Origin of the sequence: Mesorhizobium sp. M8A.F.Ca.ET.218.01.1.1 (genome assembly GCF_004791165.1) — a bacterium.
Lineage (GTDB): Bacteria > Pseudomonadota > Alphaproteobacteria > Rhizobiales > Rhizobiaceae > Mesorhizobium.
The window spans coordinates 1149478-1169174 of record NZ_SRUZ01000001.1; the positions used below are offsets into that span (position 1 = coordinate 1149478).

The 19697-nt window shown below is 65.1% G+C and carries 20 protein-coding genes; 7 read left to right on the forward strand and 13 right to left on the reverse strand.

The genetic code is table 11. The features are described 5' to 3' along the window. Window positions 1-13 precede the first annotated feature (13 nt). From EN861_RS05560 to EN861_RS05585, 6 genes are all read right to left on the reverse strand, one after another. A complete protein-coding gene (locus tag EN861_RS05560; protein ID WP_127278048.1) occupies window positions 14-934 on the reverse strand; it encodes an ABC transporter permease in 921 nt (306 codons plus the stop codon). Between the two features lie 30 nt (window positions 935-964). Then, window positions 965-1870, reverse strand: coding sequence for an ABC transporter permease (locus tag EN861_RS05565; RefSeq protein ID WP_135862781.1), 906 nt, complete (start codon window positions 1868-1870; stop codon window positions 965-967). Then, window positions 1848-2465, reverse strand: a complete 618-nt coding sequence (locus EN861_RS05570; protein ID WP_127278050.1) for an ANTAR domain-containing protein — start codon at window positions 2463-2465, stop codon at window positions 1848-1850. Before EN861_RS05570 ends, EN861_RS05565 begins: the two co-directional genes overlap by 23 nt. Then, window positions 2462-3556: a transporter substrate-binding protein gene (locus EN861_RS05575; protein ID WP_135862783.1), complete on the reverse strand. Its 1095-nt coding sequence runs from the start codon at window positions 3554-3556 to the stop codon at window positions 2462-2464. Before EN861_RS05575 ends, EN861_RS05570 begins: the two co-directional genes overlap by 4 nt. Before the next feature lie 196 nt (window positions 3557-3752). Further along, window positions 3753-4235 carry a hypothetical protein gene (locus EN861_RS05580; protein ID WP_135862785.1) on the reverse strand — a complete coding sequence of 161 codons (483 nt, stop codon included), beginning with the start codon at window positions 4233-4235 and terminating at the stop codon, window positions 3753-3755. A 149-nt stretch (window positions 4236-4384) separates the two neighbouring features. Then, window positions 4385-5254, reverse strand: coding sequence for a helix-turn-helix domain-containing protein (locus EN861_RS05585; RefSeq protein ID WP_135862787.1), 870 nt, complete (start codon window positions 5252-5254; stop codon window positions 4385-4387). Between the two features lie 93 nt (window positions 5255-5347). Between EN861_RS05585 and EN861_RS05590 the strand changes: the two genes are divergently transcribed. Then, entirely contained in the window at window positions 5348-6892 is a 1545-nt protein-coding gene (locus tag EN861_RS05590; protein ID WP_135862790.1) for a 4-hydroxyphenylacetate 3-hydroxylase N-terminal domain-containing protein, read from the forward strand. A gap of 5 nt (window positions 6893-6897) precedes the next feature. Then, on the forward strand, window positions 6898-7407 hold the full coding sequence (locus tag EN861_RS05595) for a flavin reductase (protein WP_135862792.1): 510 nt from the start codon (window positions 6898-6900) through the stop codon (window positions 7405-7407). A 323-nt stretch (window positions 7408-7730) separates the two neighbouring features. Here EN861_RS05595 and hpaR read toward each other — a convergent pair whose 3' ends face one another. Continuing rightward, on the reverse strand, window positions 7731-8126 hold the full coding sequence (hpaR, locus tag EN861_RS05600) for a homoprotocatechuate degradation operon regulator HpaR (protein WP_245511996.1): 396 nt from the start codon (window positions 8124-8126) through the stop codon (window positions 7731-7733). 215 nt (window positions 8127-8341) lie between these two features. Here hpaR and EN861_RS05605 point away from each other — a divergent pair, with 215 nt between their 5' ends. The 5 genes from EN861_RS05605 (at window position 8342) to hpaH (ending at window position 13176) form a co-directional block, all read left to right on the forward strand. Further along, window positions 8342-8728: a 5-carboxymethyl-2-hydroxymuconate Delta-isomerase gene (locus tag EN861_RS05605; RefSeq protein WP_135862795.1), complete on the forward strand. Its 387-nt coding sequence runs from the start codon at window positions 8342-8344 to the stop codon at window positions 8726-8728. A gap of 12 nt (window positions 8729-8740) precedes the next feature. Then, complete coding sequence (hpaE, locus tag EN861_RS05610; protein WP_135862797.1) at window positions 8741-10258, forward strand: 5-carboxymethyl-2-hydroxymuconate semialdehyde dehydrogenase; 1518 nt, start codon at window positions 8741-8743, stop codon at window positions 10256-10258. A 14-nt stretch (window positions 10259-10272) separates the two neighbouring features. Next, entirely contained in the window at window positions 10273-11253 is a 981-nt protein-coding gene (gene hpaD / locus EN861_RS05615; protein ID WP_135862799.1) for a 3,4-dihydroxyphenylacetate 2,3-dioxygenase, read from the forward strand. A 250-nt stretch (window positions 11254-11503) separates the two neighbouring features. Beyond that, window positions 11504-12373, forward strand: a complete 870-nt coding sequence (locus tag EN861_RS05625) for a fumarylacetoacetate hydrolase family protein (protein WP_135862801.1) — start codon at window positions 11504-11506, stop codon at window positions 12371-12373. Further along, window positions 12370-13176 carry a 2-oxo-hept-4-ene-1,7-dioate hydratase gene (hpaH, locus tag EN861_RS05630; RefSeq protein WP_135862803.1) on the forward strand — a complete coding sequence of 269 codons (807 nt, stop codon included), beginning with the start codon at window positions 12370-12372 and terminating at the stop codon, window positions 13174-13176. Before EN861_RS05625 ends, hpaH begins: the two co-directional genes overlap by 4 nt. Before the next feature lie 24 nt (window positions 13177-13200). Here the strand turns inward: hpaH and EN861_RS05635 are convergent, their stop codons facing one another. Genes EN861_RS05635 through EN861_RS05660 form a run of 6 tightly spaced genes read right to left on the reverse strand, consistent with a single transcriptional unit; the run spans window position 13201 to window position 19632 of the window. After that, window positions 13201-14223, reverse strand: a complete 1023-nt coding sequence (locus EN861_RS05635; protein ID WP_127281113.1) for a phosphotransferase — start codon at window positions 14221-14223, stop codon at window positions 13201-13203. Further along, entirely contained in the window at window positions 14220-15527 is a 1308-nt protein-coding gene (locus tag EN861_RS05640; RefSeq protein WP_135862805.1) for an aminotransferase class III-fold pyridoxal phosphate-dependent enzyme, read from the reverse strand. The genes EN861_RS05635 and EN861_RS05640 overlap by 4 nt, the downstream gene beginning before the upstream one ends. Before the next feature lie 27 nt (window positions 15528-15554). Then, window positions 15555-16904: an aminotransferase class III-fold pyridoxal phosphate-dependent enzyme gene (locus EN861_RS05645; RefSeq protein WP_135862807.1), complete on the reverse strand. Its 1350-nt coding sequence runs from the start codon at window positions 16902-16904 to the stop codon at window positions 15555-15557. A 21-nt stretch (window positions 16905-16925) separates the two neighbouring features. Then, window positions 16926-17594 (reverse strand): HAD-IA family hydrolase, encoded by a 669-nt coding sequence (locus EN861_RS05650; RefSeq protein ID WP_135862809.1) that lies wholly within the window; start codon window positions 17592-17594, stop codon window positions 16926-16928. Then, entirely contained in the window at window positions 17591-18862 is a 1272-nt protein-coding gene (locus tag EN861_RS05655) for a Tm-1-like ATP-binding domain-containing protein (RefSeq protein WP_189343560.1), read from the reverse strand. The genes EN861_RS05650 and EN861_RS05655 overlap by 4 nt, the downstream gene beginning before the upstream one ends. Next, a complete protein-coding gene (locus tag EN861_RS05660) occupies window positions 18862-19632 on the reverse strand; it encodes an IclR family transcriptional regulator (RefSeq protein ID WP_135862812.1) in 771 nt (256 codons plus the stop codon). The genes EN861_RS05655 and EN861_RS05660 overlap by 1 nt, the downstream gene beginning before the upstream one ends. Between the last annotated feature and the right edge of the window lie 65 nt (window positions 19633-19697).

The following is a 19697-nucleotide window of genomic DNA, read 5'->3' on the forward strand; positions in this document are numbered from 1 at the left end:
TTCATCCGGGCGCTCATCTCAGTTTGATACGGGGGTCGATGAACGGCGCGATGATGTCGGCCAAGAGGTTGCCGAGCACGATGGCGAAGGCCGAAACCAGCGTGACGCCCATGATGATCGGGATGTCGACACGCTGGATGGCTTGCCAGGCGAGCTGGCCGATGCCGGGCCAGCCGAACACGCTTTCAACGACGACGATGCCGCCCATGAAGATGCCGATGTCGATGCCGATCATGGCGATGACCGGCAGGATGGCGTTGGGCAGAGCATGGCGGAAAATGATGGCGCCGCGCGCCAGACCTTTCGCACGCGCGGTGCGCACGTAATCCTGGCGCAGCACGTCGATCATCGACGAGCGCATCATACGCGCATACCAGCCGGCGCCGAGGATGCCCATGGTCAGCGAGGGCAGCACGAGATGGCGCCAGGTGCCGTAACCACCGATCGGAAACCAGCTCAGCCTGACCGCAAAGACGTAGAGCAGCAAAAGGCCGACGACGAATTGCGGCGCCGAGACGCCGACGAAGGAGGCGACCATCAAGGTCTGGTCGGTGGCGGTGCCGCGCTTGACGGCGGCGATCAGGCCCATCGAGAGCCCGATCAGCAATTCGCACAGGATGGCGCCGACCATCAGAAGCAGGCTGGCCGGTAGCCGCGAGACGATCAGCTCGGTAACCTCGGAGCGCTGGATGTAGGAGCGCCCTAGATCGCCGCCGACGAGCTTGACCAGATAGTGCCAGTACTGGACGACGAAGGGCTGGTCGAGGCCGAGCTGCTGGCGGATGTTCTCCACCGTCTGCGGCGTGGCGCTGCGGCCGGCGATCTGGCGCACCGGATCGGCGGGCAGGAGATAGAGCAGCGCGAAGGTGATCAGCGAGACGCCGAGCAGGATGAGCAGCGACTGGATCAGGCGGCGGCCGAGATAGGCGATCATGACCGGCCTCCCATTATTCCCGGCCCCCCATTATTCCCGGCCCCTTTGCGTCGGGTCGAGGATGTCGCGCAGCGCGTCGCCGATCAGGTTGAAGGCCAGCGCCAGCGCCAGGATCGCGGCGCCGGGAAAAAACACCAGCCAGGGTGCGGCCTGGAAATAGGTCTGGTTCTCGAAGATGATGTTGCCCCACGATGCCGTCGGCGGCTGCACGCCGATACCGAGGAAGGAAAGCGTCGCCTCCAGCAGCACCGTGGTCGAGATGCCGAGCGTGCCCCAGACGATGATGGTGGGCAGGAGATGCGGCAGTATGTGGCGAAACAGGATGCGCGGCGCGCTCGCGCCGATGGTGCGCTCGGCGTCGATGAACTCGCGTTCGGCGAGCGACGAGGTTTCGGTGTAGATGACGCGCGCGGTCTGCACCCAGTTGACCAGGGCGATGACCATGGCGACGATCCACAGGCTGGGCTGGAACACCGCCGCCAGGCAGATGGCCAGCAGCAGCGCCGGGAAGGCCATCATCAGATCGGTGAAACGCATCAGCGCGCTGCCGACCCAGCCGCGGAAATAGCCCGCGGTGACGCCGACCAGCGTGCCGATGAACAGCGCGACGCCATTGGCGACGATGCCGATGATCAGCGAGGTGCGCGCGCCGTAGAGGATGCGGGTCAGGAGATCGCGCCCGAGCAGGTCGGTGCCCAGCCAGAATTTCGCGGTCGGCGGCAGCGGCGAGCCCTCGATGGTCAGGCCGTCGAACATCTGTTCGTTGGGATCGTAGCCGGTCAGCCACGGCGCCAGGATCGCACCGGCGACGACGATGGCGACGATGGCCAGGCCGAGCAGCGCCAGGCGGCGCTTGACCAGCCGGCGCCAGACGCCAGCGCGCGGCTTGGCCGGCATGCGCCCGGCCGTGAGATCAGGCGCGATGGGACTGGTCATCGCCGCCTTCCTCTTCGGTCTTGGCCTCGTCCGTCATCGCCACGATACGGCGCGCGGCGTCCTCGACGCTGATCTGCCAGCTCATCGCCAGCGAGCGCAGCTGCGCATAGGCGCGGTCGTCGTCGCCGCCTTTCGACAAAGCCGAGACAGCCCGCACGATGGTCTGGCGCTCGGCGACACGCTGGCGCAGCGCGGCGATCTCGCCGGCTAAATGCTTTCGAGCCTCGAAACTCTGGCGCGCGATCAGCAGCGCGCTGTAGACGCCGGCATTGCCGACCGGCTTCAGGAGCTGGGCATCGGCCTTGTGCGACAGCGCCCATTCGATGCGGCCGGGCGCTTCGGAACCGATCAGCGCCACCAGCGGCATCGGCGCCTCGCCCGGCTTCCAGGGGAATTGCTCGTCGAAGCCGAGATCGGCGTCGAAGAAGACGAAGTCCGCGGCCAGCGCCTCCGGCGCCAGTTCCGGCCAGCAGTCCACGGTGACAAGCCCGATGGCCGACAATTGCCTGGTGATCGCCTGCACCGTCGGGTGCGGGCGATGCAGGACAAAGGCCCTGGCGCCGCCGAGATTGGGGATGCGCGGGGTTCGGGTCACGACACCACCCTGAGGCGTGGCCGGCCGAATGTCTTTGCGGGGTCGTAGCGCGACAGATACGGGTCCGGCGCGACCTCGTCCTCGCGGCTGACGACTTCGAAGAAGCCATCCGCGATCCGCCCGATGATGACAGGCAGCGTCGCGTGCTGGGAATGGGCGTCGATGGCGATCGGGCCGAGGCGGGTGGAAAAGCGCCGTTCGGCGAAAGCCTTGGAGAATTCCGCCGGACCGGCCTCGGGATCGCGCGACAGCACGTCGGCCATCACCTGCACCGAGGCATAGGCGGAGGCCTCGAAGGACGAGGCGAAGGCGGCCGGCCTTGGCGCGAAATAGGGCCCGACCGACAGATGGCCCTTGCCGGTCTCGCCGATCGCCGGCAGCTCGCCCTCGGTGAGGTTGCAGGAGATCGCCGGGCAGTTTTGCGAACTGAAGGCGGGATCCTCAATACCCAGGTCACGATAGGCCGCCAGGAAGGCATAGGACGAGGTGCCGATCAGATTGTTGAGGATGAAGTTCGGCCGCGTCGCCCGGATTTCGGCGATCAGCCGCGACACGTCGGTCTCGCCGATGCGCAGATAGCGCTCGCCCAAGACCTTGCCGCCGGCGTCCGCGATCAGGTCGCGCGCGACCCGGTTCATCTCCCAGCCCCAGATGTAGTTCGAACCGAGCAGAAAACCGTTGGCGCCGAAGCGCGGCACGACATGAGCCAGCAGCGGCACCAGGTGCTGGTTGGGGCAGGCGTGCATGTAGACGACATGCTCGTTGGCCTCGAAACCCTCATAGGGGCAAGCATACCAGAGCATGCCGCCGGCCTTCTCAAGCACCGGAATCGTCTCCTTGCGGCTCCAGGAGGTGACGCAGCCGACGACATGACGGGCGCTGCTGGTTTTGAAAATATCCTCGCACAGCGTCGCGTAGCGATCGGCATTGCTTTGCGGATCGCGCTCGACCGGCACCAGCTCGATGCCTGAACTCCTGTCGGCGTTGATGTCGGCGATGGCGCGCATGGCGCCCATGCGACACGCGTCGGAAACGAGCTGATAACTGCCCGAGCGGGAATAGAGGATGCCGATTTCGATGCGCCGTTTCAAACAGGACCCCAGAAATGACAATGCCCCGCAGCCAGCGCCGGAAAGGCGAGGCATACGAGGCATGTTTGCCGCCCGGCGATCAGAGCCGGTATTTAGCCTTAGCGTATTCGGTCCGGCGGGTCAGTCAAGCCCTCAACGCCATCCGCGTCAAACAGCGAAGGCCGGCCATCGCTATTTCCCGCGAAATCCGCTGCCGCTATTTGGCGGCCGGCCTGTGTTGGCGGGCATAGGCCACGCAGGCATCCACGGTGCTGACACAAAGCGCGTCGCGCCTGTTTGGCAGATTGTTGTCGCCGGCGTAGGCAACTTCGGCGACGCGGCCGCCGACCATGCGGACCTGCGTGTCGCAATAGCCGCCGGGAGCGACATTGAGGGAGCCACCGAGCGCCGGGACCGGTCCCACCGACAGGGTGGGGACGACGATGCTGAGGTTGCCGCGCTGAACGACGCGCTTATAGGTCCAGATCTGGCCGGATCCGCCGGCATCCGCGGTGGCGGTTGGAAACCCCGCGCACATACGAACGTCGGCTTCGCTGAGGCCTATCATCTCCTTGCGAGCCGCCGCCGCCGTGGGATCAACCTTGGCGATGCGCGACGTGTCGTCGGGAACGACGCAGGAAGACTGGACGGCGACGATGAGACCAGAAAGGGCAAGCTTTCGAATAGAGGAAAATGTCATACCGATTGTTGAGATCGCGTGGCGCCCCGGCCGCTCTCCCTACCTAGGCATGCAGGCCGCCGGATCAACCCGCGCACCTTCACGAAAAGGTGGCCGTGGCTGCATCGGGGAAGAATGCTGGCTTCAGGCACAATCAATCAGCGTAAGGATCACTGACCCCGCAATTGCCTCCGCCGCCACGCGGCCGGCGCCTCGCCGGTACGCTCGCGGAAGAAGCGGGAGAAATAGGCCGGATCGTCGAAGCCGATTTCGTAGGCGATGTCCTCGACCGTGCGAACGGTGAACAGCAGCAGCCGCTTGGCTTCCAGCAACCGGCGCTCGCCGACCACCCGCTTGACGCCGCTGCCCAGCACCGCGTGGGCGGCCTTGTCGAGCAAATGCGGCGTCGTGGCGAGGGCCTCGACGTAGCGGTCGACCGGCCAGTTGTCGCGGAAATGCGCATCGACAAGCCTCCGCAGCCCCCGCGCCAGTGAAGTGTCGGAAGAGCCCCGGGCATCCGTCGCCTCAGGAGCGAGCCTCCCGATATGGGAGAGCGCGACAGCGATCAGCGCCGGCAGCACCTTGTCGCTGCCGCCCTGCGCCTCGGCGTATTCGGCGGCGATCATGTCCAGCACCGTTGCCAGCCTTTGCCATGCGGCGTGCTGGGGCAGGGCGTCGGTGAAGACCGGCCGGTCGAGCGGCAGCAGGCTGTGGCCAGCAAGCGTGGCGAGCGCATCGTCGGCGACCGAGACGACGATGGCGTCGGTACCTGGCCCGATCGAAAAACCATGCACGATAGTGCTTGGCACGAAGCTGACGGCCGGCGCCGAAAAGTCCCAGGAGCGATCCTCGATGCGGTAGGTGCCGGAACCGCCGGTCCAGTAGGTGATCTGGCCCATCTGCGGGTGCTTGTGCGCGGCAACCTGGCCAAGGTGAATGTTGCTGCGGGCAAGCACCGTCTCGACATGCAGGAAGCCAACATCGAGCGGCCGCACCGGTTCGCCATAGACGAAGAAATCGGGAATGGAATTCTGGCTCATGGCGCCGGAAAAAGTCCAATCGGTTTTGCTGTTCCGTCCATACCCGATCGCCAGCGGAGGCGCTAGGGTTGCGGTACAAAGTGGAGGAGCATCATGCGGTCGGAAGAGTTTCGCGCGGACAAAGCACGCCCGTTCACCGGGGTGGAATATCTGGAGAGCCTGCGCGATGGGCGCGAGGTCTATATCAATGGCGAGCGCATAGCAGACGTCACCACCCATCCGGCGATGCGCAATTCGGCGCGGTCCCTGGCGCGGCTCTACGATGCGCTGAATGACCCCAAGCGGCGAGAGACGCTGACCTCTGCGACCGACACCGGGTCGGGCGGCTACACCCACAAATATTTCCGCGTCGCGAAATCCTCCGGCGAACTCGCGGCCCAGCAGACGGCGATCGCCGAGTGGTCACGCATGTCCTATGGCTGGATGGGGCGCACGCCCGACTACAAGGCGGCGCTGATGAACACGCTCGGCGCCAATGCCGACTGGTACGGACCGTTCAAGGACAATGCGCTCGCCTGGCACAGCAGAGCCCAGGAAGCCGTGCTGTTCATGAATCACGCGATCGTCAACCCGCCGATCGACCGCCACAAACCGGCCGAACAGGTGAAGGACGTCTTCGTCCACATCACTGGGGAAACTGATGCCGGCATCTATGTTTCCGGCGCCAAGGTGGTGGCGACGTCCTCAGCGCTGACGCACTACAATTTCCTGGCGCAGGGCTCGGCGACGGTGACCGAGGATCCGTCGCTGTCGGTGATGTTCATCGTGCCGATGAACGCGCCGGGGATAAAGATGTTCTGCCGCGTCTCCTATGAGCAGACGGCCAACACGGTCGGCGCGCCCTTCGACTATCCCTTGTCGTCGCGCTTCGACGAGAACGACGCCATCCTCGTGCTCGACAATGTCTTCATCCCCTGGGAGGACGTGCTGGTGCTGCGCGACGCGCAAAAGATCCTGTCGTTCCACCCGGCATCCGGCTTCATGCACGGTTACTGCTTCCAGGGCTGCACCCGTTTTGCCGTGAAGCTCGACTTCCTCGCCGGCCTGCTGGCCAAGGCGCTGCGCGCCACCGGCGGCGACGCGTTTCGCGGCAACCAGGCAGCGCTTGGCGAGGTCATTGCGCTGCGCCACATGTTCTGGAGTTTCTCCAATGCCATGGCCCACAACCCGATCCCGTGGGCGAACGGCGCGGTGCTGCCCAATCTCGATGCCGCGCTGGCTTACCGCACCTTCATGTCGGAGGCCTATCCGCGTGTCATCGACACGGTGCGCCGTGTGATCGCATCCGGCCTGATCTATTTGCCGTCGTCGGTGCGCGATTTCAACAATCCCGAGATCGACAAATATCTGGCGCAATATGTGCGCGGCTCCAACGACATGGGCCACATCGAGCGCATCAAGATCATGAAGCTGTTGTGGGACGCGACCGGCACCGAGTTCGGCGGCCGCCACGCGCTCTACGAGCTCAACTATGCCGGCGCCCCGGAAGAGGTGCGCCTGCAGGTTCTGAAAGGCGCCGAGCGCGGCGGCCGGCTGAAGGCGATGGAGGAACTCGTCGACACCTGCATGGCCGACTATGACGAGCATGGCTGGACGGGCGACACCTGGTTGCCGCCACTCACTCCAACGGCGGGATGAAGCCTATGGCCGCGCAGATTTCGAAAGCCGATTTCCGCGACGCCATGGCAAGGGTCTGCGCGCCGGTCAACATCATCACCACCGACGGGCCGGCCGGACGCGGCGGCTTCACCGCCACGGCCATGTGCACCGTCTCCGACGAGCCGCCGACGCTGCTTGTGTGCATGAACGGACGGTCGACGCAGGCCGCCATGTTCCTCGCCAACCGGCGCTTCTGCGTCAACGTGCTGACGCATGACCACATGCATCTGGCAGGAAAGTTTGCCGGCGCGACCAGGGACATGGAAGCCCGCTACTCGTCGGCGCGCTGGCAGACCCTGGCCTCGGGCACGCCGGCACTGTCGGACGCCATCGTCAATTTCGACTGCGAGATCGAGACGGTGCATATCGTCGGCACGCACAATGTCATGATCGGCCGCGTCACCGACGTCAGGCACGGCAGCGGCGGCTCGGCGCTGCTCTACGTCGACCGGAATTATACGCAGCCGACGCGGCTGGGCAGTTTTGGCGGGTGAGGCGAGGCCTTGGGAGCGCGGTACAGGCATTGGAGATCGGCCGCCGCCCTCTCAACCTCGTCATCCCTGGGCGGAGCAGCCGCGAAGCGGCGTCGCGGAGACCCTGGGATCCATTCCGTGACATTAGACGACGAGTGCAGCGGTGCAGAATCTGCACCGTGGGGGCGCTCAGGAGTCCCGGCATGGATCCTAGGGTCTGCGCGACGGAGCTTCGCTCCTGCTTCGCCCTAGGATGACGACACGATGGATGTCGCGGCTAATCGCGAAGGCGTGTTGCTGTCCTGGCGGCGATCATGCGAGCCGCCGCGACGAACCGAAAAGCCTCAGCTCTCGCCGTCGATCAGGCTTTCCAGCAAATCAAGCAGCTGCTCCAGCCTTTCCTGGCCGAAGCGCTTTTCGATGTCGTCGTAGATGATACGGCGCTCGGGCGAGAGCGCGTCGATCAGGGCCGAGCCGGCTGGCGCGATGGTGAGTACGACGCGGCGGCCGTCGCCTTCCGCCTTGTTGCGGGTGATGAATTTCCGGCCTTCGAGCGCCTTGATGATGCGGGTCAGGCTGGGCGGCAGCACCGAGGCGCGGTCGGCAAGCTCGGTCGCCTCGACCGGGCCGGCCTCGCTCAGCACGCGCAGAACACGCCATTGCTGCTCGGTCACGTCATGCGCGGCAAGCATGGGGCGAAACCGCGCCATCACGGCTTCGCGGGCGTGAAGCAATGCCATCGGCAAGGAGCGACGAGTGTTTTCCGGCAGCAAGAAGCAGCGCCCCCAATAAATTCGGTGGTCGGCGAGTTTTGACGCCGCATGGACCAACGTCAAACCCCGACCTTCCCATCCCGTATCGTCGCCTCCAGCCCGATGCAAGACTTGACTTCGGGGGCACGTCATGTAATTAACGCGTTAACTACAAAATGCAAGAATCCAGGGAACGAAACGCGGTGCCGCACTTCTCCATCGAGTATTCAGCCAACCTCGATGCCAAGGTCGACATGAATGAATTGTGCGCGCTGGTATTGCGCACGGTGCTCGACACCGGGCTGTTCGAGACCGGCGCCGTGCGGGTGCGGGCTTTTCGCGCCGACGCCTACGCCATTGCCGATCGCCTGCCGGAAAACGCCTTTCTCGATATGTCGTTTCGCATCGGTAGCGGCCGCGGCGCCGAGGACAAGAAACGCACCGGCGAGGCCGTGTTCACCGCGGTAAGCCAATACCTGGCAACGCTGTTCGAGACCCCGCATTTCGCCTTGTCGCTGGAGATCAGGGAAATCGACCCGGTGTTGAGCTGGAAGAAGAATGCAATCCACCCGCGGCTGCGCGGCAAGTGACGAAAGACCGACATGTCCGATCTCGAAGGCAATCTGAAAAAGGCGCAAGCCTACCTCGCCCGCTTCAAGCGCGATGGCGTGCTGAACCAGATCGGCGGCGAAGCGGTGCCTGCCGCCGACGGCTCGACCTTCGAGACGTTGTCGCCGGTCGATCTCAAGCCGCTGGCCAAGGTCGCGCGCGGCGGCATCGCCGACATCGACCGCGCGGCAAAAGCGGCGAAGGCGGCATTTCCGGCCTGGGCCGGCATGCCTGGCGAGGCGCGCAAGAAGCTGCTGCACAAAATAGCCGACGCGATCGAGGCGCGCGCCGAGGAGATCGCCTTCGTCGAATGCATGGACACCGGCCAGGCGCTGAAGTTCATGGCCAAGGCCGCACTGCGCGGCGCCGAAAACTTCCGCTTCTTCGCCGACCGCGCGCCGGAAGCGCGCGATGGCGAAACGCTACGGACGCCTGGCCAGGTCAACATGACGACGCGGGTGCCGATCGGGCCGGTCGGCATCATCACGCCGTGGAACACGCCATTCATGCTGTCGACCTGGAAGATCGCGCCGGCACTGGCCGCCGGCTGCACGGTGGTTCATAAGCCGGCTGAGTTCTCCCCGCTGACGGCGCGGCTGCTGGTCGAGATCGCCGAGGAGGCCGGCCTGCCGAAGGGGGTGTGGAACCTGGTCAACGGCCTCGGCGAACATGCCGGCAAGGCGCTGACCGAGCACCCCGACATCAAGGCGATCGGTTTCGTCGGCGAAAGCCGCACCGGCTCGATGATCATGAAGCAAGGCGCCGATACGCTGAAGCGCGTGCATTTCGAACTCGGCGGCAAGAACCCGGTGATCGTCTTCGCCGATGCGGATCTGGAGCGCGCGGCGGATGCGGCGGTATTCATGATCTACTCGCTCAACGGCGAGCGCTGCACCTCCTCGTCGCGGCTGCTGGTGGAGGCCTCGGTCTATGACCGGTTCACCGATCTGGTGGCGGAGAAGGCCAAGCGCATCGAGATAGGCCATCCGCTCGACCCCAACACCGTGGTCGGGCCGCTGATCCATCCGGTGCACGAGGAGAAGGTGCTGTCCTATATCGAGATTGGCAAATCGGAGGGCGCGGTGGTCGCCGCCGGCGGTGGGAAGTTCGCCGGTCCGGGCGGTGGCTGTTATGTCAGCCCGACATTGTTTACCGGCGCGACCAACAGGATGCGCATCGCCCAGGAAGAGATTTTCGGGCCGGTGCTGACCGCGATCGCCTTCAAGGACGAGGCGGAGGCGCTGGCATTGGCCAACGACACGCAATATGGCCTCACCGGCTATCTCTGGACATCCGACGTGACCCGCGCCTTCCGCTTCACCGATGCGCTCGATGCCGGCATGATCTGGGTCAATTCGGAGAATGTGCGCCATCTGCCGACGCCGTTCGGCGGCGTCAAGAACTCCGGCATCGGTCGCGACGGCGGCGACCATTCCTTCGATTTCTACATGGAGACGAAGAACATCGCCTTCGCCACTTCGGCGCACGCAATCCAGAAACTCGGCGGCTGACCGGAGGAAATCAGATGCCCTTGCCCAAGCCCAACCTCTTCCCCGCCTTCAACATCGTGCGTCTCAGCCATGTCGAACTCGCGGTAACCGACCTTACCCGATCCCGCGCCTTCTATGTCAACACGCTCGGCCTGCAGGTCACCGACGAGTCATCAGGCGCCATCTACCTCAGGGCCATGGAGGAGCGCGGCCATCACTGCATCGTGCTGCGCAAGGCAACGACGCCGGAAGCCCGCGACCTCGGCTTCAAGGTTTTTTCCGACGAGGACCTCGACAAGGCAGAGCACTTCTTCAGGGGCAAGGGCCTGCCGGTCGAATGGGTCGAGCGTCCCTACCAGTCGCGTACTTTCCGCACGCGCGACCCGCATGGCATTCCGCTCGAATTCTACGCGACGATGGATCGGCTGCCGCCGATCCACCAGAAATACGCGCTCTACAAGGGCGTGAAGCCGTTGCGCATCGACCATTTCAACTGCTTCTCGCCCAATGTCGACGAGTCCGTCACCTTCTACAACGAGCTCGGTTTTCGCGTTACCGAATATACGGAAGATGCCTCGAGCGGAAAGCTGTGGGCGGCCTGGACGCATCGCAAGGGCGGCGTCCACGACATCGCCTTCACCAACGGTATCGGCCCGCGCCTGCACCACGTCGCCTTCTGGGTGCCGACGCCGCTCAACATCATCGATCTGCTCGACCTGATGGCGACTACCGGCTACCTGCCGAACATCGAACGCGGCCCCGGCCGCCACGGCATTTCCAATGCGTTCTTCCTCTATGTCCGTGATCCCGACAATCATCGCATCGAGATCTACTGTTCGGACTACCAGACGGTCGATCCCGACCTCGAGCCGATCAAATGGGATTTGAAGGACCCGCAGCGCCAGACGTTGTGGGGCGCGCCGGCACCGAAAAGCTGGTTCGAGGAGGGCAGTGTCTTTGCGGGCGCCACAGTGCGCCAGCCGGATCTGACGGCCTCGCCGATCATCGCGCCGTGAAGGGCTATTGGGAGATGTCGGCGTTCTGTCGCCCCCCCCTCTGTCCTGCCGGACATCTCCCCCACTTGGGGGGAGATTGGCTGGCATCCCTGCCTTCGCCAATTTTCAACCCAATTTTCAACGATGCAAGAGAGGCGCCGACGGCGCGGCCGGCTGATCTCCCCCCTTGTGGGGGAGATGTCCGGCAGGACAGAGGGGGGCGCCGTAGAACTCGGCGATTCCGGTCGGCAAATAGAACCGGAGCCGGAGCATGAGCACCCGCCTCGCCACCTTCACCGTCAACGGCAAGACGCGCTATGGCGCCGTCACGAGCAAGGGTGTCGTCGACCTGTCGGCCCGCCACAGCCAATGGCCGACATTGCGCGAGGTCATCGAGGCCGGCGCCCTGCGGCGCCTGGCGGAAGAGGCGGAGGCCTTCGCCCCCGATTTCCCGCTCGACGCCATCACCTACGACATCCCCATTCCCTCCCCGGAAAAAATCATCTGCGTCGGCGTCAACTATCCCGACCGCAACGAGGAGTACAAGGACGGGCAGGCAGCTCCCGCCAACCCCTCGCTGTTCATCCGTTTTCCGCGCTCTTTCGTCGGTCATGGCGCGCCGCTGGTGCGGCCGCCGGAATCACCACAGCTCGACTACGAGGGCGAAATCGTCATCGTCATCGGCAAGCCCGGCCGGCGCATCGCCGAGGCCGATGCGCTGGACCACATCGCCGCCCTGTCGCTGTGCAACGAAGGCACCATCCGCGACTGGGTGCGGCACGCCAAGTTCAACGTCACGCAAGGCAAGAACTTCGAGCGCACCGGCTCGATCGGCCCGTGGCTGGTGCCGTTCACGGACGAGGCGCAGATCGCCGACATCGCGCTGACCACCCGCGTCAATGGCGAGGCGCGCCAGCAGGACCGCACCAGCCGGATGATCTTTTCCTTCCGCAAGATCATCAATTACATCTCGACCTTCACCACGCTGGTGCCGGGCGATATCATCGTCACCGGTACACCGACCGGCTCCGGCGCCCGCTTCGACCCGCCGATCTGGCTGAAACCGGGCGATGTGATCGAAGTCGAGGCCGACGGCATCGGCGTGCTCAGAAACGGTGTCGTCGACGAGGCAACAGCATGACCCCAAGCCAGGTGGAAGACGCCGCCAACCGGCTGTTCGAGGCCGAGCGTTCGCGCCGCCAGATCCGGCTGCTCAGCCTCGATTTTCCCGAGGCGACGATGGAGGATGCCTACCGCGTCCAGGCGGCGCTGGTGAAGCGCAAGACCGTTGCCGGGCTGAAGCCGAAGGGCTGGAAGATCGGCCTGACCTCCAAGGCGATGCAATATGCGCTGGCCATCGACACGCCGGATTCGGGCGTGCTCTTCGACGACATGTTCTTCAGCGACGGCGCGGCCATTGCCGCCGGCCGTTTCATCCAGCCGCGCGTCGAGGCCGAGATCGCCTTCGTCATGAAGGCGCCGCTTAAGGGGCCTGGGGTGAGCGTCTTAGACGTGCTCAACGCAACGGACTACATCACGCCGGCGCTGGAAATCCTGGACACGCGCATCGAGCGCATCAATGCCGAGACCAAGAAGGCGCGCACCTTCTTCGACACCATATCCGACAATGCAGCCAATGCCGGCATCGTCATCGGCGGGCGGCCGCAGCGGCCCGATGAAGCCGACATGCGCTGGATCGGCGCCATCGTCTCGCGCAATGCCGAGGTCGAGGAGACCGGGCTCGGCGCCGGCGTGCTCAACCATCCGGCCATGGGCGTGGCCTGGCTGGCCGACCGGCTCGCCCGCTACGGCCTATCGATCGCGGCCGGCGAAGTGGTTCTCTCTGGGTCCTTCGTGCGGCCCGTGGAGGCAAGGCCCGGCGACACGATCGTCGCCGATTTCGGCAGTTCGGGAACGGTCAGCATCCATTTTTCGAAAGGCTGACGGTTTCCCGCCAGCCATGCCGCCTCATTTGTCGCGCAAATAGGCCGCTATCACATCGGCGGCGATGTTCGACATGCGCAGGCCGACTTCGCGGGTGATGTCGCCCTCGACGCGGCTTTGCACCCAGCCCAGAAACGCGAAGGCCCGCAGCGCGGCGAACAGCGGCAGCGCAGCGATGTCCTGCGCGGTCAACTCCCGCTGCTGCCGGTAGCCGTCGAGCAGCGAGGCCTCGATCAGCGGATAGAGCGGCTCGTCTCGGTTCTGGTAGAGCGCAACCGCAAGGTCGTACATGTGCCAGCCAAAGCCGCAATCATCGAAGTCGATGATGCGCACGGCACCGTCATGGATCAGCACGTTCTCGCGCACCAGATCGGCGTGGATGATGCCGAAGTTGCGGGCGCTGTGTTCGTGTTCCGACAGCGCCTTCACGGCCTTTTCCCGCGCCCGGAAAACCAGCTCGCGGCGCGCGCCGTCGAGGAAGGGTGAGGTCTCGAAGCGTCCCCAAATCGGCGCCGCGCCGAAGAAACCGTCCAAGTCCCAGGCATGGCGGGTGAAGCCTGAAGGCGGCGACCACGTGGCGGTGACATTGTGCATGTGGGCGATGCATCGCCCGATCTCCCTGAACACCTGCTCCAACTGTTCCGGCGTATGGTCCAGCGGTACGCCGCGCGCGCCGATGGCGCGGCCCTCGAGCCAGCTCAGGCAATCGACCTGGCGTGGTTGCGTCAAAGCCGCGGTCCCGACGAGCACGAACGGGTCGCCGGCCTGCGTTGCGATCGGAGACGGGGTGGCGACGCCGGCGGCTTGCAGAAAGCCCATCCATTGCAGTTCACCGCGCAGCGCGGCATCCGTGTGGTAGCCAAGCCGATGCACACGCATCACGGCCGGCCGGCCATCGGAAAGGTGGATCCGGAAGACCGCATTCTCGCGGTATTTCAAGAGCTCCGGCTCACCGCCGCGAACGCCCCAATGATCCAGCGCGCGTCTGGCAAGGTCGGTGACATCAGCTGCCGTTTCGGGCCCCGCATGCGTCGAGACGGCGTTCACGCCGGCACTCCGCCGACTTCGCCGAGCACATCGTCGAGCGTTTCGATCAGCAGATCCGCATTGGCGCGGGAGAAGGGCATTGGCGGGCGTATCTTGAGCACATTGCCGTGGATGCCGGTCTTGCCCATCAGCACGCCACGGTCGCGCATCGCGTTGATGACGCGGCCGGCGATGTCGGGCGCCGGCTCGCGTGTCTTGCGGTCGTGAACCAGTTCGGCGCCGAAGAACAGCCCGGCGCCCCTGACCTCGCCGATCGATTCATGACGATCGGCCAGTGGCCGCAGCAGGCCGAGCGCATAGGCGCCGACGTCGCGCGCATTGGCGACGAGGTTCTCGTCTTCCAGGACATCGAGGACCGCATTGGCCACGGCGCAGGAGACCGGATTGCCGCCAAAGGTGTTGAAGTAGCGGAAGGCGTCGCGGAAGGTCGCCAATATGTCTCGAGTGGTGACGACAGCGGCGACCGGGTGGCCGTTGCCCATCGGTTTGCCCATGGTGACGATGTCGGGGACGAAACCGGCGCGCTGATGACCCCAGAAATGGCTGCCGGTGCGGCCGAAACCGGGCTGTACCTCGTCGGCGATCATCAGACCGCCGGCTTCGCGTACCGCCGATATGGCGTCATCGAAAAAGCCGTTCGGGAGTGCTGGAAAGCCCTCATTGGCGAGCAGCGGGCAGAGGATCATGCCGGAAAGGCCGATGCCGTCTCTGGCCAGCGAGGCGATCGCCTCGCGCACGGCATCGCCGAAGGCCTTGCCATTGGCCATCGCATCGGGATGGCGATAGCTGTCGGGGGCCGGCACCAGCCTGACATGGTGGGCGCGGCCGCCGACCGGCGGCATGCGGGTTGAGAGTTGCGAAACGGCTGCGGTGTTGCCGTGATAGGTGGCGTCGGTGGCGATGATGCCCATCTGGCCGGAGACCGCCTGCGCCATGCGCAGCGCGATGTCGTTGGCCTCGCTGCCGGTGCAGGTCAGGATGGCGGTGGAGAGGCTGGCATCGAAGGTAGCGGTCAGCCGCTCTACATAATCGAGGATCGCGGTGTGGAGATAGCGCGTGTGGGTGTTGAGCAGGCTCGACTGCCGGCACAGCGCCTCGACCACATGCGGGTGACAATGGCCGACATGGGCGACATTGTTATAGGCGTCGAGATATTTGCGGCCATCGGCGTCGTAGAGCCAGACACCCTCGCCGCGTACAAGATGCACGGGCTCGTCATAGAACAGTTGCGATTTCGCGCCGAGCAGCCGGCCACGCCGGCTAACCAGTGTTTCTCCAGCGAGTTCTTGCCGCGATTGGGCCATCGGTGTACCAAAACTCCGTTGCATGCGTCAGACCTTCGACAGGCCTGCGTCGATCGCCTCACCGATCCCGGTGACGTCGGCGGCGCTGATGATGAGCGGTGGCGACAGGATGATGTTGTTTCCGGAGACGCGCAGCATGACGCCGGCTTCGTAGGCCGCCTCCGAAACGACAGCCATGGTCTTCTTGTCGGCGGGCTTCTTCGTCGCGCGGTCGGCAACCAGTTCCACCGCCGCCATCAGGCCCTTGTACCTGACATCGCCAACGATCGCGTGCTTGGCCTTCAAACCTTCGAGGACCGCCGCCAGTTCTGCGCCGCGCGCGGCCGCGTTTTCGTCGAGGCGAAGCCGTTTGGTCTCGGCCAAGGCCGCCAACCCGGCCGCGCAGCCGACCGGATGGCCGGAATAGGTGTAGCCGTGGCCGATCGCGCCGAAGCTGGTCTTGTCGGCCTCGAATACGTCAGCAACCTTGGCGCCGATCAAGGTGGCACCGAGCGGGAAATAACCCGAGGTGATCGCCTTGGCGATGGTCATGAAATCCGGCTTCACGCCGGACAGCCGCGACCCGGACCACGCGCCGGTGCGGCCGAAGCCCGTGACCACCTCGTCGGCGATCAGCAGGATTTCGTGGCGATCGCAGATTTCCCGCACCAGCGGCATGAAACTTTCATGTGGAACGATGACCCCGCCCGCGCCAAGCACAGGCTCCATGATGAAGGCAGCGATCGTGTCGCCGCCCTGGAAGGCGATCTCGTCCTCCAGCGCCTTGGCGCACAGCTTCGCCAGCCGCGCCGGATCGGTCTCGTCGAACGGGTTGCGGAAGGTCCAGGGTGCGGGAATGTGGAAGACGCCGGGCAGCAGCGGTTCGTAATTGCGGCGGAAATTGGCGTTGCCATTGACCGAGGCACCGCCGAAATGCGTGCCGTGATAGCCCTTCTTCAAGGCGAGGAACTTGGTGCGGTCGCCCTGGCCGCGGATCTTCCAATATTGCCTCGCCAGCCGCAGCGCGGTTTCGACCGAATCCGAGCCGCCCGAAGTGAAGAAGGTGCGCACCATGCCTTCCGGCGCGAACCATTCCGCAAGTTCGTAGGCGAGTTCGATCGACGGTCCGGTCGAGGTGCCGCGAAAGCCGGAGTAGTAAGGCAGTGCGCCGAGCTGGTCGGCGATGGCTTTCTTGATCGGATCGCAGCTGTAGCCGAGATTGACGTTCCACAGGCCGCCGACGGCGTCGAGCACGGTGTTGCCGGCGATGTCGGTGACCATGACGCCCTCGCCCTTCATGATCACCTTGGGCGGATTGGCCCGCAACTCGGCCGGATGCGCCATCGGGTGCCAGATCGGCCTGGCGTTGGTCTCGGTGAGGAAATTGATGTCACGCATCACAAGGCTCCGCAAATGGTCTCAGGCAGCTGGGACGAGGTCGAAATGGGCGAGGGCTTCGGCATAGGACTGGGCCGGCCGGGCAACGTCGAAATGGACCGTTCGCATGCCGGCGGCGCGTCCGCCTTCGAAATTGCGCAACTGGTCGTCGACGAACACGCAGGCGCCGGCCGGCAGGCCGAGCGCCTCGGTGATGAAGCCATAGGCGCGCGGGTCGGGTTTGAGGATGCCGGTATAGGTAGCGTCGACGATGACGTCGAACAGGCCAAGCAGCGGCAACCGGCGGCGAAAGTCGGCGCCGTAGAACAGGTCGAGTTCATTGGACAGGATCGCCAGGCGAAATCCCGCCGCGTGGACGGCGCGGATAGCGCTGATGGCTTCCGGCCGCACCACCTTTTCGGGCTGGGCGCCACGCGCGCGCTGGACGAAGGTTTCCATCGCCTGCCAGTCCTCGCCTACGAGCCGGCCGACCTCGCTGGTACGCGTGCGCCAATAGTCGCGCTCGGTGATCTCGTCGGCCTGCATGGAACGCCACAGCGGATCGCTGCCGGGATCGAACGGGCCGAGCCACTGCAGCGTTCCGGGCTTCAGTCCCAACGCCTGTTCGGTCAAGGCGTGCGTCTCGAACAGCGTGCGGGTGACGACACCGCCGAAATCGAGCACCAGGGCCTGGGCGGGAACGGCGCTCACGCCGCGACCTCCTTGGCCGGGGCACCGCGCGGGATGATGCCTTCCTCGACCCAGCGGTCGAAGATTTCCAGCGCCTTGCCGACAAAGTCGTCGCTGTTGATATGGGCGTCGATCTCGTGGAACTCGACCCCGGCGGGAATGCCCTTGCGCATTTCATCGACAAAGGCGGCAAGCGCTTCGGGTTCATAAAGCGGCTCGCCCTGCGTGTCCCATTCCTGGATACCCCGGGAAGGCAGGATGAAGGCAGAGCGCCCTTTCGAGGCGGCGAGCTTCCCGGCGATGGTCCGGGCGACCTCGCGGCGGTCATCCGCATCGACGGTAACCGAGGCAATCAGCCTGTTGTGGGCGTGGAACGGGCGTTCGGAAAATTTAGCCGGCAAATCCTGCCAGGTCGGCAGGTCGACCATGTCGATCGCGCCGGGTGCCGCGATCTGCGGGATGCCGCGGGCGCCGGCATTCTCAAGCCGGTCGGCGCCGGAGCTGACGACGGAGCCGGCCAGATGGTTGGTGATCTCCTGCAGGCTGAAATCGAACACCGCGCAGAAATGATCCTGGCCGGCGATCGATTCGAAGGCGCGGCCGCCCATGCCGGTGGTGTGGAAGACGGCGACGTCATAGCCGCGCCGTTCCAGCGCCGGCTTCAGCGTCTTCATGTAGCGCAGGCAGGAGCTGCCGAGCGAGGTCATGCCGACGGTCGGGCCTTTCGCCGGCGCGGAGGCGCGGGTTTCAAGCATCATCTTCGTCGCGCCGACGACCGCGCCGCAGGCCTGCGACAGGACGAGCTTGCAAATGGTGTTGAGGCCGTAGAGCCCGCCCGCCCAGAGGATCATCATCAGGTCTGGCGCGACCCGCTCGGGCGGGATCAGATGCGAATAGGCGATGGTCGAGACGACGAATTTCGGCACGCCGAGCGGCAGGCAAAGCGCGACATCGAGCGCCAGATCGGTTCCCATCGAGCCGCCTATAGCGATGAAGGCGTCGATCTCGCCGTCTTGCTGGAGCTTGCGCACCAGTTGCACGGCACCGCCCGCCATCAGCGTCATGGCGGTGTTCTCATCGCCGCTGGAGATGATCTCGGCGATGGTGACATCCACGGCGCGGGCGACCGCGTGCTTGTCGTGATCGGGGCTGTAGGGCGGGTCGCCCAGCACGCTGACATCCAGCATAACGGCGCTGCCGCCCGATGCCTCGATGCATGCTTTCATGAACAGCAGTTCTTCGGCCTTGGTATCGCCGGTGCCGATGACCAGAATGCGGGGTTCGGACATCAGGCCTGCCTCCTCAGCGCTTGCAGATTGTCGCCGTTGAGCCGCATCGAAATCTCGCGCGCGGCGGCCACGGCCGCAAGTCCCCGCTCGGCGATGTCGGCCGCCGTCGTCCTGGCCTTCGGCGCCGCCACAGCGATCGTGCCGAGCGCGAACCCATCCGCCGCCAGGATTGCCGCCGCGACTGATATGACGCCTTCCTCCAGGCCCTGGTCGCAGATCGAATAGCCGCGCTCGCGCGCCTCGCCCATGGAGCGCGCGATGGCGGCCGGCTCGGTCAGCGTATGCGCGGTGAAGGCCTCCAGGGGAGTGGTCAAACATGCCTTGACGGCCTCATCCCTGGCGAAGGCCAGATAGACGATGCCAGAGGCGGTCGAATGCAGGGGCAGAAGCTGGCCGATATCGACATTGACCCGGTTTGCCCGCGCCGGATGCTCGACATGGACGGTGACCAGCCGGTCGACGCCATATTCCGACAGATGCACGGTCTCGGCCGTGGCACTTGCCAGATCCCGCACTAGCGGCACCGCGGTCTGCAGGAAGGGAAAGCGGGCCTCGCGGATGCGCGCCAGCCGCGACAGGCCGGCGCCGAGCCGGTAGAGCCGCGTGGCGGCATCCTGCTCGACGAGACCGTGGCCGGTCAGCGCCACCAGCAGGCGCCGCGTCGTCGCCTTGTCGAACCCCGACCGGCGCGCCAGGTCCGACAGTCCGAGCTCGGGCTCGGCCACGGTGAACAGCTCCAGGAGTGAAATCGCCTTGCCGACCGTACTCAACGCATTCCTCCCAGCATTGTGCGCCCCATAAGCGGCAATCAATTAACGTGTGAATTAACTTGACA

Coding starts and splice junctions, on each gene's coding strand:
- EN861_RS05655 (WP_189343560.1), bottom strand. CDS start 18,862: ATGTCCGAACCCCGCATTCTGGTCATCGGCACCGGCGATACCAAGGCC.
- EN861_RS05645 (WP_135862807.1), bottom strand. CDS start 16,904: ATGCGTGACATCAATTTCCTCACCGAGACCAACGCCAGGCCGATCTGG.
- EN861_RS05580 (WP_135862785.1), bottom strand. CDS start 4,235: ATGACATTTTCCTCTATTCGAAAGCTTGCCCTTTCTGGTCTCATCGTC.
- EN861_RS05595 (WP_135862792.1), top strand. CDS start 6,898: ATGGCCGCGCAGATTTCGAAAGCCGATTTCCGCGACGCCATGGCAAGG.
- EN861_RS05590 (WP_135862790.1), top strand. CDS start 5,348: ATGCGGTCGGAAGAGTTTCGCGCGGACAAAGCACGCCCGTTCACCGGG.
- hpaR (WP_245511996.1), bottom strand. CDS start 8,126: ATGGCATTGCTTCACGCCCGCGAAGCCGTGATGGCGCGGTTTCGCCCC.
- hpaE (WP_135862797.1), top strand. CDS start 8,741: ATGTCCGATCTCGAAGGCAATCTGAAAAAGGCGCAAGCCTACCTCGCC.
- EN861_RS05640 (WP_135862805.1), bottom strand. CDS start 15,527: ATGGCCCAATCGCGGCAAGAACTCGCTGGAGAAACACTGGTTAGCCGG.
- hpaH (WP_135862803.1), top strand. CDS start 12,370: ATGACCCCAAGCCAGGTGGAAGACGCCGCCAACCGGCTGTTCGAGGCC.
- EN861_RS05585 (WP_135862787.1), bottom strand. CDS start 5,254: ATGAGCCAGAATTCCATTCCCGATTTCTTCGTCTATGGCGAACCGGTG.
- EN861_RS05560 (WP_127278048.1), bottom strand. CDS start 934: ATGATCGCCTATCTCGGCCGCCGCCTGATCCAGTCGCTGCTCATCCTG.
- EN861_RS05565 (WP_135862781.1), bottom strand. CDS start 1,870: ATGACCAGTCCCATCGCGCCTGATCTCACGGCCGGGCGCATGCCGGCC.
- hpaD (WP_135862799.1), top strand. CDS start 10,273: ATGCCCTTGCCCAAGCCCAACCTCTTCCCCGCCTTCAACATCGTGCGT.
- EN861_RS05625 (WP_135862801.1), top strand. CDS start 11,504: ATGAGCACCCGCCTCGCCACCTTCACCGTCAACGGCAAGACGCGCTAT.